General features: G+C 68.5%; 11 protein-coding genes. 3 read left to right on the top strand and 8 right to left on the bottom strand.

Features of this window, described 5'->3' with window-relative positions:
* Nucleotides 1-101: 101 nt before the first annotated feature.
* Both ABZ717_RS18465 and ABZ717_RS18460 read right to left on the bottom strand, forming a co-directional pair.
* Nucleotides 102-1040, bottom strand: a complete 939-nt coding sequence (locus tag ABZ717_RS18465; RefSeq protein ID WP_358511976.1) for a PfkB family carbohydrate kinase — start codon at nucleotides 1038-1040, stop codon at nucleotides 102-104.
* Between the two features lie 44 nt (nucleotides 1041-1084).
* The gene (locus tag ABZ717_RS18460) at nucleotides 1085-2359 is read right to left on the bottom strand and encodes an AGE family epimerase/isomerase (RefSeq protein ID WP_358511862.1); all 1275 of its coding nucleotides are present in this window, start codon (nucleotides 2357-2359) and stop codon (nucleotides 1085-1087) included.
* Nucleotides 2360-2717: 358 nt separating this feature from the next.
* Between ABZ717_RS18460 and ABZ717_RS18455 the strand changes: the two genes are divergently transcribed.
* The gene (locus ABZ717_RS18455) at nucleotides 2718-3578 is read left to right on the top strand and encodes an SDR family oxidoreductase (protein ID WP_358511859.1); all 861 of its coding nucleotides are present in this window, start codon (nucleotides 2718-2720) and stop codon (nucleotides 3576-3578) included.
* Here the strand turns inward: ABZ717_RS18455 and ABZ717_RS18450 are convergent.
* The 5 genes from ABZ717_RS18450 to putP form a co-directional block, all read right to left on the bottom strand.
* On the bottom strand, nucleotides 3571-4386 hold the full coding sequence (locus ABZ717_RS18450; RefSeq protein WP_358511856.1) for an alpha/beta hydrolase: 816 nt from the start codon (nucleotides 4384-4386) through the stop codon (nucleotides 3571-3573). The genes ABZ717_RS18455 and ABZ717_RS18450 overlap by 8 nt on opposite strands.
* A gap of 108 nt (nucleotides 4387-4494) precedes the next feature.
* Nucleotides 4495-5835, bottom strand: a complete 1341-nt coding sequence (locus ABZ717_RS18445) for an acyltransferase (protein WP_358511854.1) — start codon at nucleotides 5833-5835, stop codon at nucleotides 4495-4497.
* Nucleotides 5836-6238: 403 nt separating this feature from the next.
* A complete protein-coding gene (gene nadE, locus ABZ717_RS18440) occupies nucleotides 6239-7069 on the bottom strand; it encodes an ammonia-dependent NAD(+) synthetase (RefSeq protein ID WP_358511851.1) in 831 nt (276 codons plus the stop codon).
* A gap of 113 nt (nucleotides 7070-7182) precedes the next feature.
* Nucleotides 7183-7806: a putative glycolipid-binding domain-containing protein gene (locus tag ABZ717_RS18435; protein WP_358511848.1), complete on the bottom strand. Its 624-nt coding sequence runs from the start codon at nucleotides 7804-7806 to the stop codon at nucleotides 7183-7185.
* Nucleotides 7807-7935: 129 nt separating this feature from the next.
* Nucleotides 7936-9498, bottom strand: a complete 1563-nt coding sequence (gene putP, locus ABZ717_RS18430; RefSeq protein WP_358511973.1) for a sodium/proline symporter PutP — start codon at nucleotides 9496-9498, stop codon at nucleotides 7936-7938.
* A gap of 552 nt (nucleotides 9499-10050) precedes the next feature.
* On the opposite strand from putP, the gene ABZ717_RS18425 reads away from it, so the two are divergent.
* Both ABZ717_RS18425 and fxsT read left to right on the top strand, forming a co-directional pair.
* A complete protein-coding gene (locus ABZ717_RS18425) occupies nucleotides 10051-10221 on the top strand; it encodes a hypothetical protein (protein WP_358511845.1) in 171 nt (56 codons plus the stop codon).
* A gap of 620 nt (nucleotides 10222-10841) precedes the next feature.
* A complete protein-coding gene (gene fxsT / locus ABZ717_RS18420; RefSeq protein WP_358511842.1) occupies nucleotides 10842-13388 on the top strand; it encodes an FxSxx-COOH system tetratricopeptide repeat protein in 2547 nt (848 codons plus the stop codon).
* 22 nt (nucleotides 13389-13410) lie between these two features.
* Here fxsT and ABZ717_RS18415 read toward each other — a convergent pair whose 3' ends face one another.
* Nucleotides 13411-15690, bottom strand: a complete 2280-nt coding sequence (locus ABZ717_RS18415; protein WP_358511838.1) for a tetratricopeptide repeat protein — start codon at nucleotides 15688-15690, stop codon at nucleotides 13411-13413.
* Nucleotides 15691-15752: the final 62 nt, after the last annotated feature.

Genomic DNA, 15752 nt, shown 5'->3' with positions numbered 1-15752 from the left:
GGGTCGGACAGACCACATCAGGTGACCGACGAATCAAGACGATACGGACCCCGGTCGGTGCGGACCGAGGGCCGGGGGCCGAGGTCCGGGACCGACGAACGCTACCCGGCCGTGGCCCGGGCCAAGGCGGCGTTCAATTCCTCCGACGTGGGCGGCTCGGCACCCTCCCGGGTGACCGTGTGCGCGGCCGCCGTGGCCGCGTGCGTCAACAGCGCCTCCAGGTCCGCCTCCGTCAGGCCGGCCAGACGTTCCCGGGGCGCATCCCCCAACCGACCGTCCAGATCCAACCGGTGCAGGAGGGCGCCCATGAACGAGTCACCCGCGCCGACGGTGTCCACCACCTCCGTCTTCGGGGCCGGTACCGAGGCCGACACCCCGTGGGAGAGCGCGAAGGCGCCCTCCGCACCCCGGGTGACCACGACAAGGACCGGGCCGAGGGCCGCCAGTGCCGAGGCGGCCTGTTCCAGGGTGTGGTCGGGATAGAGGTAGTCGAGGTCCTCGTCGCTGGCCTTGACCACGTGCGCCTGGGCGGCGTGCCGCAGGGCCAGGGCGCGGGCGTCGGACCGATCACCGATCACAGCCGCGCGAATGTTCGGATCGAGTGTGATGGTCACCCGGCCCCGCCCGTGTTCGCGACGCAGCAGGGCCTCGATGAGGGAGGCTCCGGGTTCCCGGAACAGGGCGATCGAGGCGGCGTGCACCGCGACGACCTCGGGTTCCAGGGTCTCGGGCAGCTCATCGGACCGCCAACGCCAGTCGGCGGCGTCATCCATCCGGAAGTCGTAGTTCGCCGACCCGTCCGCGGCCAGGGTGGCCAGGGCCAGGGCGGATGGTTCGTCCGCGTCGACGAGCCCGGCCGGATCCAGCCCCTCACCCAGGAGGCGTTCCCGGATCATCGACCCGAACCCGTCGGAACCGATCCGGGCCAGGAGCCGGGTGGGCAGACCCAGCCGGGACGCGGCGACCGCCGTGTTGGCGGGACCACCACCGGGGGCCGCCCACAGGGCCTGAGGGCCGTGCCGGGTGGGCAGCAGGTCCATGACGTTCTCCCCGACCACCACGAGCCGGGAGGGTGTCCGCTCGTTCACTCCGCACCCCCGTCGACATCACGGGCGGGCAGGGCGGACGCGAGCGAGGTGGACAGACCGATCTGGGGCAACAGCACCGCCTGGTAGGCGTGGTAGACGTCCGGTTTGCCGGCCCACACCGAACCCGATGGCCGATTCCGCGGATCCAACTCGTGCCACCAACTCCCGTTCTCCCGGTCCACGTGGTGCCGGTCGGCGTAGGCCCACCAACGGTCCAGGTGCTCGGTGTACTTCTCCGCGCCGGTGCGTTCGGCCAGGACCCACGCGGCCATGGTCGCCTCCGCCACCACCCAGTGCATGCGTTGCCGCACCACCGGTCGGTCCTGCCAGTCGAGCGTGTAGACGAACCCCTCGGCCCCGTCGACGTCCCAGCCGCGACGGACCGCGTTGTCGAAGAGGAGTTCGGCGTCGGTGAGCAGCCAGTCCGGCACCGGTTCACCGGCCCGCTCCAGGGCGAGTTCGAGGTGCACCAGCAAACGGGCCCATTCGAGCAGGTGCCCGGTGGTACTACCGAACGGGCGGAAGGGGTGGTCGGGGTGGTCCCGGTTGTAGTCCGGCAGGGGTGTCCAGTCCGGGGTGAAGTGCTCGGGCAGCCGCCAGTCGTGGTCGGCGGCCACCCCGTGGATCAGGCGCTCGGCGATCGCGAGCGCCCTACGGGTCCACAGGGTGTCACCGGTGACGTCGGCCGCGGCGAGGAAGGCCTCCACGCAGTGCATCGCGCTGTTGGCGCCACGGTAGGGCTCGGTGGTGGTCCAGTCGGCGTCCCAGCTCTCCCGCACGCACGCGGCGTCGGGTTCCCAGAACCTCTCCTCGATGACGCCGAGGGCCTCGTCCAGCAGGGCCCGCGCCCCCGGACGGCCGGCGTGGGCGGCGCTGGCGGTGGCCAGGACCACGAAGGAGTGCGGGTAGGCGGCCTTCTCCGGCAGCGCTTGGGAGCGCTCCCGAAGACTTCTCGGATCCCCGCCCTCCGGCACCTCCTCGAACCATCCGCCCAGCTCCGCGTCGCGCAGCGGACCCGCCAGGGCGGCCAGCCCGTGATCGGCGAGATCGGCGGCGTTGGGGACCCCTCGCAGGTGCGCCAGGGAGAACACGTGGGTCATGCGCGAGGTGATCCAGGCGGCGGTCGCGCGTTCGGGCTCCACCCCGCCCTTCGCGTCCAACCAGCCGAAGCCCTCCGGGACCGCGGCCCCGGAAGCGAAGCCCACCAGGCCTCGCTCCTGCTCCCTCAGCCACGCGGCCCCTCCCGGGACCGGGTGTGTCGATGCGGTCAAACCAGTGCCTCCTCGGGGAGTTGTTCCGCGCGCAACGCTATCCCGCCCCGACCACCTCGGGAAAGACCGTGGGGCCGGGTGGTTCGGACCGAAGGCGGAAGTCGTGCCCACGGCCGCGGTCTCGGTCTCGGTCCCCTTCCCATGGCCGGGGCGGGCCAGGACGGAGACCGGGGGTCGGAGACGGGAACCAGGGGCGCAGGGGACGGGAAGCCGAGGGCCGAGGGCCGGAGATCGAGGGCGGGAACGGCACCGGCGGCGCGCGTGCGAAAAGCGATGGCGATCACCCCGGTCGGATGACAGAGTGCCGCCAACCGATGAGTCTTCGTGCCCCCATCCGCCGAATCGACAGGAGACGAACATGGACCATCCGCCCCAGCCCCACCACGAAGAACCGGAGCAGTCACCGATCCCCCTCTCACCGCTCAACCGTGACCCGCTCCCCCTCCGTGGGCGTGTCGCCCTGGTCACCGGGGCCAGCCGACGCGAGGGCATCGGCTACGCGGTCGCCCGCCGCCTCGCCGCCTACGGGGCCTCCGTGATGCTCCACCACTTCCGCCCGCACGACGAGTCACAGCCTTGGGGCGGCGACGACGTCGAGGCGGTGGCCGACGGGGTGCGCTCGGTGCTCGGTGACCCGAACGCCCGCGTGGCGCACATCGGAGCCGACATGGCCGATCCCCAGGCCCCCGCGCGAGTGGTCGAGGCGACCGTCGCCGAGTTCGGCCACCTGGACGTCCTGGTCGCCAACCACGCCCGCAGCGGCGGGGACGGCACCCTCGCCGAGATCACCGCCGACATGCTCGACGGGCACTGGGCGGTAGACGCCCGATCCCCGTTGCTCCTCGCCCAGGCCTTCGCCGCCCGACACGACGGTCGCCCGGGCGGGCGGGTGCTGTTCATGACCTCCGGGCAGATGCACGGGCCGATGGCCGGCGAGGTCGCGTACGCATCCGCCAAGGGCGCGCTGGCCCAGATCACCCCCACCATCGCGGCGGAGCTGGGGCCGCGCGGCATCACCGTCAACACTCTCAACCCGGGCCCGGTGCAGACCGGCTACATCGAGGGGGAACTCCTGGAACGGGTGGTGCCCATGTTCGCGCTGGGCCGGTTGGGTGAACCGGACGACCCCGCACGGCTATTGTCCTGGCTGGCCACCGACGAGGCGGCGTGGATCACCGGCCAGGTGATCAGTTCCGAGGGAGGGTTCCGGTTCACCTGATCCGGGCGACCAGCCGATCGGCGGCGTTGCAGGTCCACCTGATGTGTTCGGCCACCGCGAGCGGATCGTCGGCCATCGGGATGTGACCGGCCCCGAGCAACGACACCATGCGTGCCGACGGAACCCGCTCGTGGGCGTGCCGGGCGCTGGAGGGCAGCAGGGTCCGGTCGTGGTCACCCCAGGCGATCGTGACCGGACAGTCGATCGGGCGCGAGACGAAGTCGTACTCGGCGATCTTGGGCACCATGCGCACGTACGGAGCGCCGGGTTCGAGCCCCTGCACACCGAACCTGGTGGCCTTCGCCTCCGGAGAGGAGGGGTCTCCGCGCAGGGCGACCCGGGCCGCCGCCCGGGCGGGAGGGGTGTCCGCCAGGCGTTCCTTGACCGGCATCGGGATACGGGTGGCCAGGTTGGCGACCACCCCCACGGTGCGCATGCCCCAACGGGCGAGGTTGTCGGAGAACCCCGCGGGTGAGAACACCGTGACCGAACCGGCGACCCCCTGCACGCCCAACTCCAACGCGATCGAACCACCCAGCGAGTTGCCCGCCAGGTGCGGGTGCTGGAGGCCGTGCAGCGCGCAGAACTCCCGGATCACCCGCACGAGGCTGTGCACGTCGTAGGGCTCGTCCGTGGAGGGCGCCGGCGACTCACCGAAACCCGGCAGGTCGATGGAGACCACCTCGTAGTCGGCCACCAACTGCGGCGCCACGGCCCGCCAGCTCTGTCTGCGGTCCCCGAGTCCGTGCAGGAGAACGATCGGTCGTCCACTGCCGTGCCGTTCGTAGGCGATGTGTCTGGGGTCCATTGGTCGTGTCTACCCTCGCGCGCCCATCAACGCCACACCGTTCGGGTGTGAATCTGGACAAGAGGTGGATTCCCGTCGACGCCTCGTGACGGCCGATTCACCCGGTGGTCAGACGCGGACCGCTTCGCGTACGGTCTCCCGCACCCGGGCGCGCGGGGCGGCGGTGAGCAGTAGACCGCAGATGACCGCGATCAGTCCGAGCACCGGCAGCGGCCCGAACCCGAGACCGCCCACCGTGAGGACCAGCAGGCCCCCGCCGATCAGGGCCGCGGCGGCCAACACCCGGATCAGGCCGGGGTCGCCCTTGAGCATCCGCGGTGGCTCCTCGAAGCGCACCGCCCAGTGTGCCAACGGCAGGATGAGCGGGATCAACACCACCATCCCGAGGACGCCCCACAGCAGCCACAGACCCGTCATCGGTTCGGGGGTGTCGATGCCCAGACCGAACACCAGCACACCGGCGACGACACTGATCGGCAACATGTGCCAGAGGTACACGGTCATCAACTGCGGGCTGATCCGGTCCATCATCCGCGCCGGCCCTGGTCGGTTCACCCAAGCGGAGATCACGTCGCGCAGCAGCACGGAGACACCGATCTGCAGGGCCCCCAGCGCCGCCAGGACGAGCGTGGGCGGGGCGACGTTCGAGGTCTCGGCCGCGAACACACCCGTCATGTTCAGCGAGTACGGACCGAACCAGGCCAGCAACAGAGCGGCCACGCCACCCACGACGGCCAACCCGGCGGCCTGTGCCTTGCCGATCGAACCGGTCGCGTACCGGAAACCCATCTGGTGCACGCCCAACCAGACGAACGCCACGTTCAGGTAACCGAGCCACTCGACCCCGGAGTTGAACCGGAGCGTGTCCACGACCACCGCGCAGGCGAGCAGCACCGCCGGGACCCACCAGCCGAACCGCTTCTGCGCGGCGACCAGCACCGGCGTCGCCATGACCACGATGACGTAGGAGGCCAGGAACCACAGGATCATGCCCGCGGCACCCGCGCCGACCAGGACCGGCTGCGCCGGCGCCCCACTCAGGACGATCAGGTGGCAGGCCACGATCCACACGACCGCGAGGGGCACCACCGGCCAGGCGAGCCGGCGTAGCCGCTTGGCCCACCACACCCGGGCGGGCTCGCCCCGCCCCGAGGCCGAACGCCAACTCAAGTAGTTGGCGGCGCCGCCCACGAAGAAGATCAAGGGCATGACCTGGGAGATCCAGGTGAGCGCGAAGCCGCCCTCGGAGCTGAGCACGCTGCCCGCGGACAATTCGCCCTGGGTCTGCACGCTGAGCACCGGAAGCCACCAGTGCTGACTCACCACCAGGACCATGACGAACAGACGCAGTACGTCGAGGAAGCGGTCGCGGGTGCGGGGCGCGGGCGCGGCGGCCTCGGCTGCGGTGGTGGGCGGTCGCCCACCCGCGGGTTCGACGGTCATGGTCATCGGTATGTCGCTCCTTGGTCGTCCCGCACGACCGGTGAGCGCACGAAGGCGCCCGCTGGTCGCGGTGACCGGGATACAGGGGGTGTCGACACGTCCCCGCGGAGGCCCTGGAGTGAGACCGCGAGTGGCACTCGATGACGCGTCGTCGAAAACGACCCTAGGCGCGGAGGCCGTTCGGTCGCGATGGCGCAGGATCCCCTCCTCGGCGGCGGCAGGCCCACCCACCGAGGTAGGGCCTGCACTACCTTGCACCCGAGAGGACGGGTGTCGGAAGGGCTTGGTGAGAAAATACCCGATCCGCGGCCCACCGGTCAGAGGCCTGTGGATAACGATGCCGGGACCATGGCACCACCGACCGGTGGGCCGCCCCGGTGAAGGCGACGGCCGAAGGGGACGGCGGCGGTCAGGGAGCGGTGGGCATGGCCCGCTTGTGGGCGGTGGAGCGGTAACGGCCCACCAGGAGACGGGTCACCTCGTCGTCGACGGGCAGTCCCTCCAGGAAGTCGTCGATCTGCTCGTAGGTGAGGCCGAGGGCCTCCTCGTCCGGCTTCTGCGGGGTGAGTGTCTCCAGGTCGGCGGTGGGCACCTTGTGGACCAGGTCCTCCGGGGCGCCGAGCGCCGCGGCGACCGCGCGTACCCGGCGCTTGGTGAGCCCGGCCAGCGGGACCAGGTCGGCCGCGCCATCGCCGTACTTGGTGAAGAATCCGGTGACGGCCTCGGCGGCGTGGTCGGTGCCGACCACCAGACCACCCAGGCCACCGGCGACGGCGTACTGGGCGATCATCCGCTCACGGGCCTTGACGTTGCCGACCACGAAGTCCTCGGCGGCGCCGTCGGCGTAGCTCATCCCGGAAGCGGTGAGGGCGGCCGCCATGGCGTCGGTGGCGGGCCGTACGTCCACGGTGAGGCAGCGTTCGGGTGCGTCGAACTCCACGGAGCGGGCGGCGTCTTCCTCGTCCTTCTGGACGCCGTAGGGCAGGCGCATGGCCACGAACTCGGCCTCGTGACCGGACTCACGGGCACGGTCCACGGCCAGTCGGCACAGCCGCCCCGCGGCGAGCGAGTCGACACCGCCGCTGATGCCCAGCACCAACGCGCGCGCTCCGGTCGTGGTGAGCCTCTCGGCGAGGAAGGCGACACGACGCTCGATCTCGGCGTCGACATCGAAGTCCGCGGGGACCCCGAGGTCGCGGATGATCTCGTCGCGCGCCCGGCTCGGATCGGTCTCGGTCACGTGTGCTCCCTCGATGTACTGCGGCTGTTCCCCTCGATTATCGCCCGCCTCGTGTTACGCGCGGGTTTCCAGGGTCCGCGCTTCGACGTTCCCCGATCCCGGCGACCCTTCGGTCACCTCGGAGTCTGGCGGGAGGGCACGTGTCGAGGGGGTGGGGAACCCGGGTGAAGCCTGCGGGCGAAGCGTTCGTAGTCCACCACCACACCGTCCCCGTCCACGGACATCCGGTACTCGCCGTGCAGGGGGTCGCGGTAGGTGTACCACTCCAGGCCGCCCTCGGCCGCGTGCCGGATGTAGCGCTGGCGAACACGTCTGACGCGCAGGGAGGGGACGTCGATCCACACGACCGTGATGTCGCGGTGCTCCCCCGGTCTCAGGCCCAGTCTGCGGATGGGGAGGGTGTTGGTGAGCGGTGTGGCGGCGACGTCGACGTCGAGGCAGCCCACCAGGTCGGGCAGTTCACGACCGTTGCCGTCGCTCCAGTGGCCGCCTTGAGCCCGGAGGGTGATCGATTCCGTGCCGCCGGCGGAGAGGACCTCGGCGCGGACCTCCGTGGTCGCCCAGGCCAGGTCCGTTCGCACGGTGAAACGGGTGAAGTACCTCCCCTCGTCCTCGACGACGGTCTCCCCGGCCTCCAGGCGGAAACCATCGGGCTCGGGCAGGAGGGCGCCGAGCCCCAGTCCTTCGGGGACGTCGGTGCGGGTCCAGGCTGCCGGGTGTTCCGTCGGTGACGACATGTCACCGTTCTACCGTTCCGGGACCGACCCACGCCAGAGCGCGACCGGGCCCGTGCCGTACGTGACACGGGCCCGGAAGCCTTTCGTTACAGGACCTGTGGACCTTGACGATCCGGTGCCCCGACGGACTCAGGCGGTGGTGGTGGGTTCCTCGTCCCTTCCACCGTTCTTGATCTCGGCCTCGACACGGTCGAAGTCGGCCTCCATCTGCGGGCTGACCTTGCCCAGGCCGTTGAAGACGAGCATGCAGGCGAAGCTGAGCAGGACCGCGGGGACCATGGCGTACAGGCCCCATCCCAGGAAGGCCTCGTCGATGAAGTCCCAGAGGATGGCCATGCCGCCGCCGGCGATCATGCCGGCGAGGGCGCCCGCCCAGGTCATGCGCTTCCAGAAGACGGCCATGAGGAGCACCGGACCGAAGCCCGCGCCGAACCCGGCCCAGGCGTAGCCGACCAGGTCCATGACCGAACTGTCACCGAACAGGGCGACCAGGGATGCGACCACGGCCACGACCACGACGGTGCCGCGGCTGACCCACATGAGGAAGCGGGGGTCCGCGTCCTTGTTGACGAAGCCCTTGTAGACGTCCTCGGTGATGGCCGAGGCGGCGACCAGCAGCTGGGAGTCGGCGGTACTCATCACGGCGGCCAGGATGGCGGCCAGGAGGAGCCCGGCCACCGCCGGGTGGGAGAGGGCCTCGATCAAACGCGGGAAGACCTGTTCCGGGTCACCCAGCGGGGTGTCGAAGTAGGCGATGCCGATGAAGCCCACCAGGACCGCGAGGATCATGGCGGAGACCGCCCAGCTCACGCTGACGACCGCGGCCTTGGGGATGTCCTTCACCGAACGGATCCCCATGTAGCGGGCGAGGATGTGCGGCTGACCGAAGTATCCGAAGCCCCACGCGAGTCCGGAGATGACGACGACCCAGCCAAAGGTCTCCGCGCTCACCCAGGTTCCGAGGTCCGCGTCCAGGGAGGTTCCACCGAATGCCGACATCAGACCGTCGGCCTTGGCGCCGACTCCGTCCGCGAGTCCGCCGAACCCACCTAGGAGCGAGATGGCGAGCACCGGGACGATGAGCAGGGCCAGCCACATCATGACGGCCTGCACCACGTCCGTGTAGGAGACCGCGAGGAATCCGCCCAGCACGGTGTAGAGCACCACGATGCCCGCACCCACCGCGATGGCGGGTACGGGTGACAGCCCGAGGACCATGTCGAAGAGTGATGCCATCGCCACGAGGCCGGAGGCGACGTAGAAGAAGTAGAAGACGATGATCAGGACGGCGGAGACCCCGCGCAGCATTCGGGTGGGGTCGTTGAAACGGTTCTCCATGAAGGAGGAGATCGTGAGGGAGTCGGAGTCCCCGCCGGACCGGGTGTCGGTTACCCGTTCGGTGTAGACGCGGAGCCGCGGAGCGAGAAGGATCCAGCTGCCGGCGAAACCGGAGGCCAGTCCGACCGCGATCCAGGCCTCGCCGAGGCCTGAGACGTAGATGGCTCCGGGAAGCCCCAGCAGCAGCCAACCACTGAAGTCACTGGCGTTGGCGCTGAGAGCGGTGACCCAGCTGTTGAGCTGCCGGCCGCCGAGCACGAAGTCGGCTTGTGAGACGGTGCGCTTGTAGACCCAAAGGCCGATCGCGACCATCCCGGCGAGGTACACACCGAAGGTCAGGATCGACCAGATCATGGAGTCGTTCAACCGTCCCCTCCTTTCCCTGAAAAACGCCAACGTCGGACCGTTATGCGTAACTTATGCGGAACAAACAGATCATCACCTTGGCCCGCCTGGACCACAATGCCCGTGTGCGGAAAAACACCCGTTCGAGACCTCGTCGAGTCTTCGACCAGGAACAATTGTCCGTCCCGCCACCGCCCGGGCATCTCCTTTGTCTGATCGGACATGCCAGTCATCAGGTCATGGGACCTCACGACAATATGGGCGCCCGGTCGCCGGGGCACGTGCGGGCTGTGGGTGGGCGATCGGCGGACCGCTCGGGTCGGCCCCTCCGCCGTGGACGGTTGGCCGCCCAGGGCGTACGTACCCGCCTCCAGACCACACAGGTAGGCCGGCGGGTCCTCCGGGCCCGTGCCCGAACCGGCGAGGTCGCGTTCGGCCCGCTTGTCCGGAAAAACCCGAGAACCCGACCGGTTCGGCGTTCTTCGGGGAGGAGTGGACCTCCGGCCGACCTTCCACGGCCGAGGGTGGTGGAAAGCGGGGTGAGCGCGTTAACGTTGCCGCATGGACGCACAGCCCGCCGCCATCCGCGCCCGCAGTATCGGACCATCGGGGATATGTCCTCGCGGTGAGCACGACTGGCAGCCCTCCTCACCAGGGTCGGCCCGCCACCTGTGCACCAAATGCAACTCCATGATGATGCGCAACTACGAACCCGAACCCACTTCGGGCTGACGCGCGCCCGGTAGGAGTTCCCGCCCCTCCATTTCCTTTCCATGGCCTGGCCTGCGCATTTTCGGATGGCACCACATCTCCTTTTTCACGTGGCAAAAACGCGCGTTCAGGCCGGTTTTTCGCTTCCGCGGACTCGTTCCGGCAACCGTTGTCCACAGGCTGTGGACAACTATCGACAGAAACGAAGGCAGAACCTAGCCTGGGACCAAGCGCCCGCTGTCGGCCCCGTCCACCCACAGCGGGAAACCCGCCCGGTCCGGTGATGGTCTTCATGTCCACCGGACCCGTCGTCACGCGAGGCATGGGGATCACGCCATGAACCGGTGCCCCGGACCCCCAGGGTCACGGATCACGCGGGCGGTGGACGGACACCGCACGTCCCCCCACCATGCCCCGGGCACGCCCTCCTCACCGCGGGAGACCCCTGCGCGCGCACATCCTCGCGGCCGCGCGCGCACCGCGTATCCCTCTCGGGACTCGCCTCGGGCACCGGGCCCGACCCGGCCCGCCCCATCCGTGTGCTCGACCCGTGACCGTCCGAGAGTCCCCGGTGAACGGTCATCCCCGGCCCGCGTCGCCGGGCCCCTCGCTCAGCGCCATATGAGAAAGCTGGTGGACCGATGACGACCGGCCGCCTCCGGAAGAGGGACACCACCCGTCTCCCGGTGATCGGCGGGGTTCCCCGCGCCAACCCGCACTTCACCGGTAGGGAGGCCATTCTGGAGCAGATCCACGAGGTCTTCTCCCGGCCCGGATCCCGGTTCCTGATCGGTGGGGGAAGCGGTGTCGGCAAGAGCCGCATCGCCACCGAGTACGCGCGCCGTCACTCGGAGGAGTACGACCTCATCTGGTGGATCCCCGCCTCCACCGACATCGACTCGCACCGCGCTTACCTGCGGCTCGCCGAACACATCGGACTGCCGGTCGCCTACGAACACGTTCCCCGCGCCGTCCAGACCGTACGCGACGCCCTCTCCGGCGGGCACGCCGTCGGCCGCTGGCTCCTGGTCTTCGACGACGTCACCGACGTCGAACGGCTGGCCACCGACTACTTCCCCACCGGAGGGGACGGCAACATCCTCGTCACCTCCCGCGACCACCGTCGGACCACCCGGACGCTCCCGGCGGGCCGGTTCGACGGACAGGTCGTCCCCCGGCTCACCAACGCCGAGAGCCTCTCGCTGCTGCGCCAGGTCTGCCCGAAACGCCTCGAAGACCCCCGGGACGGTGAACGTCTGGCCGAACTGCTCGAATACCTGCCCCTGACCCTCAACCAGGTCGGCGCGTTCCTGCGCGAGTCGGCGGTTCCCACCGCGGAGTTCCTGGACACGTTCGAGGAACGCTACAACCGGATGCTCTGCTACTCCGGCCCGGACGACCACACGATCCCCCTCAAGGTGGCATGGAGCATCCAGTCCGAGGAACTGGCCTCGGGCGGCGAAGAACACGAGATCGAGCACATGGTCCTGGAGCTGATCCGGCTCTGCGCGTTCTTCGCGCCGCGTCCCCTGGGGCGCGCCCTGTTCTCCCGCCCCCGTGACCTGGGCCCGACCCCCTCGGGCACCGCGCTGCTCGGCGACGACGCACTCCTGGGGCGAGTCCTCGACTTCATGAGCCGCCACCACCTCGCCTACCTCGACCACGAGCGGAACACCCTCCAACTGCACGAGCTGTTCCAGTCGGTCATCCGCGAGTCCCTGCCGCACGCCGAACGGGTGCGGTACCGGGACCTGGCACACCTGATCCTGGCGCGGAGCGACCCGGGCAACCCCACCGACCCGGCCTACCGGACCATGTACCTCCGGCTGTACGCGCACGTGAAGGCCTCGCAGGCCTGGCTGAGTCGGGATCCACGGGTGCGCGGCCTGGTGCTGAACGTGGTCGACCTCCTCACCGAGGTGGGCGACTACTCCAACGCCACCAGCCTGGTCGAACAGGCCGTCAACTCCTGGTCCGACGACCCCGCCCTCCGTATGCACGCGCGGCTGCGCCGCAACAAGATCCGGCGCATCCACGGCGAGTACGTGACGGCCCTGGCCGAGGCCGAGCGGATCCACGCCGACCAGATCGAACGCGTGGGCGGTGACGACGAGTCCCTGGAGTCACTGCGCGCGGTGGCCATCTCCTTCAGCGGACTGGGCCGCTTCGAGGAGGCGGGTCGGCACTTCCGTCGCATCCTCGAACACCGACGCTCCGAGTACGGCGAATCCGACCCGCAGACCCTGGAGGCCGCGCACGACTACGGCCAGGTCCTCCAGGAACAGGGCCGGTTCGAGGCCGCCCTCGCCATCGACCAGCACACCTTCCGGGGCCGGCGTTTCGTGCTGGGCCCCAACGACGTGCACACCCTGCGCAGCGGCCTGTCGGTCGGCCTCAACCTCATCCTGCTGGGCCGCCTGGAGGAGGCACGAATCCAGATCGAGGAGTGCATGGACCGCTTCACCTCCGCGGCCCAACCGGACAGCCCGCACGTGCTCCAGGGAAAGATGTTCCTGTCCGTCACCTACCGCAGACTTGGCCGCACCGGACCGGCCACCGAGCTCTCGCAAGGAGCTCTGACCATGTACCGACGCAACCATCCCGCCGATACCCGGCAAGTGCTGTACTGCCGAGTGATCAACATGGTGAACCTGGCGGGCACGGGCTCCGACGAACACCTGGAAGAGGCGGTCCGTGAGGCCGAGGCGCTCATGCGTCCGCTGGACGAGCGTTATCCGAACGAGCACCCGTTTCCCGCCACCGCTCGTCTCAGCGCAGCCATCGTGCTGCGGGCCGCGGGTCGTTACACCGAAGCACTCAAACTCGATCAAGAGGGACTGGAACGCCTAACGCGCATCTACGGCCCGGGAGCGTTCAGCTGCTTACCGGCCACATTGAACCTGGCCACCGATCTGTTCCACCTCGACCGTGTCGAGGAGGCACACCAGTTGGAGGCCATGACGGTCGCGGACTGTCTGCTTCGGTTGCCCTCCGACCACCCGACCTTGTTGACCACGCATCGGAACCATCTGGTGACCCGGCATGCCATGGGTGAGGACATGGCTGCCAAGTGGAGTGAACTGCGGGCGGTATTCATCGATCGGTTCGGTTCCGATCACCCTGGTGCGGCGTCGATGTCCACCTTCACGCGGCAGGACTGCGATGTCTTCCCCATCGCACCCTTGTAACACGAACTTCTTGGTGCAGGTTTCATGTCAGGCCGTTTCGTATCAGGCCTTCGATTCTCTCCCGAAGTCCGGACGAATCGGCCTCGATGGAACCCTTCAAGACCTCCAAGGCCTCCTCATACTCTCGCCGCGCGTGGTGGTCTCGTCCTGCGTCACGGTGCAGTTCACCAAGCCGATACAGACAGTGCGCGAGGGACCGACGGTAATGGTCGCCGGATCGATAACCCTCGATCGCTCGGGCATAGGATCGCACCGCGTCATCGGCACGTCCCATGGCCAGGTGGGCATCCGCCGTCGCTTCGAGCACTCGGGCCTCACCGATGAGGTCCCCGCCCTGTCGATAGAGCACCGCCGCCCTTTGGTACGCGGCGATCGCCTCGTCCCAGGAACGGACCCGGACAAGCAGCATCCCGAGTTCGAGCAGAGCAAGTGCCTCACGAAGCGAACCACCCAATTGTGCGGCGACCTCCAGAGCCAGCCGCACCGCCATGAACGCCTGCTCGGTGTGCCCCGACTCTCTCTGTGCCACGCACAGGGTCGTCAGGCAAGAGAACTCGCTCAACCGGTTACCGGTCTCGTGGTGGATGCGCGCCGCCCGCTCAGCCAATGACCAGCTCTCCTCGAACCGTCCCTCTTCCAAGTGGGTCCTGGCCAGATTGCCGAGAGCGATCCCCGACCAGGTTCTTTTCGAGAGCGGCTCCAGGATCTCCAGGGATCGACGGAAGTGCTGTGCGGCCTGGTCGAGCCGTCGGACCCTCAGATGGACGATTCCGATGGCGTTGAGGGACATCGCCACTCCGAATTCATCCTTCATCGTTCGCCTGAGCTCATGGGCCCGGCGGTGGCGTTCCAAACCCTCCGGGTAGCGATGGCCTTGCACACAGGCCATGCCCGATGCTTCGAGTAGATCGGCCTCTGCTTCCCTGTTCCTCTCGCGAGTGGCCGCGATCATCCCCGATTCGATCATTCGTTCCCACTCGGAGCCGCAGGCGTAGAAGACGTACACATGGCGCAGGATGACGGGAAACCGCCAAGTGAGCGCGTCCAGTCCGGCTTCGGCCGTGGCCTCCACGAGTGCGGACATGTTCAGGGACTCACGATCGAACCAGCGAAGCGCATCCTGGTGACCAGAGAAGGTGGGCACCTCCGTCTCCGGCCTCGGAACCCCACCCAGATCGTGATGACGCAGGTGGGAGTCGGTGGCCCGGGCCGCGGCGTCAGCGGAGTACAGGTACCAATGGGCCAAGTTCTCCAAAGCGGTACGCCTCTTCTCTTCGGGATCCTCGTTTCGCGCCCTGTCCAACGCGAAGGAGCGCAGCAGATCATGGACTTGGTAAAGATCGGCATCCGTTTGCTCGACCAGATGGGCTCCTACGAGAGCGTCCAACGCATGGCGAACCACCGTCGTGGACATTCCGCAGAGTGCGGCGATCGCGTTCGTCCCGAAGGTCACCCCCGGGTACAGGCCCAGGGAACGGAATACTCCAGCCGTCTCTTCAGGCAAGGGCCGATAGGACCAGGAGAAAACCGAACGAACAACGTGCGACTCGTCCTCGGGTTCGCTCGCCAAAACGGTCCACAAGGTGGACTCGTCCCGGAGGTCCCTCAGGAGGTCGCCCAAGGGCATGTACGGGCGGCTCACCGCGCGTTCAGCCGCGACTCGTAACGCTAGAGGAAGGTGACCACAGAGTCGGGCCAGTTCGGCGACTTCCTCCGGAGAATCATCTGGACGGTGCCGGGCGGCGGCCCCTTCCAAGAGGGCCACTCCTTCAGCGGACTCCAAAGCCCGAACCGTCAAGCGTCGTGCCCCCTCCAGCGCCACCAGACCGGACAGCCTGTCGCGGCTCGTTACCAGTACGGCACAGGTGGATGTCCCTGGAAGCAGAGGACGTAATTGGGCTGTGGTCGCCGCGTTGTCCAGGATGACGAGAATGCGACGGTCCGCGATGAGAGATCGGAACAGACCCGCTTTGCCATCGACATCGTGTGGAACGACGTCCGCTGTCGCTCCGAGTGCGAGTAGAAAGCGGTCCAAGATCTGGTCCGCTGAGACCGGTCGGCCGGTGCCATATCCCCGAAGGTCGGAGTAGAGCTGCCCATCGGGGAAGCGACGCCGGACTCGGTGGGCCCAATGTAGGGCCAGTGCTGTCTTCCCTACTCCGGGAGTGCCCACGATGGTGTGGAGCAGGGTCCCACGCAAATCACCGATGTCATGATCATCGAGATGGACGTCGAGGGTCTTGAGTTCCGCGACACGGTTGACGAAGCCGTGAGCCTTTTTCATCCTGAAGGTGCAGGTCACAGCCCCGTACCGGTCTCCCCGAACCCCTTCTGAACAGCAAGAAGCCCCTGGTAGGTGGGTTA

This window comes from Nocardiopsis sp. NPDC006832, assembly GCF_040635885.1.
GTDB lineage: Bacteria > Actinomycetota > Actinomycetes > Streptosporangiales > Streptosporangiaceae > Nocardiopsis.
Note: the sequence above shows the minus strand (reverse complement) of the source record. Positions and strands in the feature narration are given on the sequence as shown.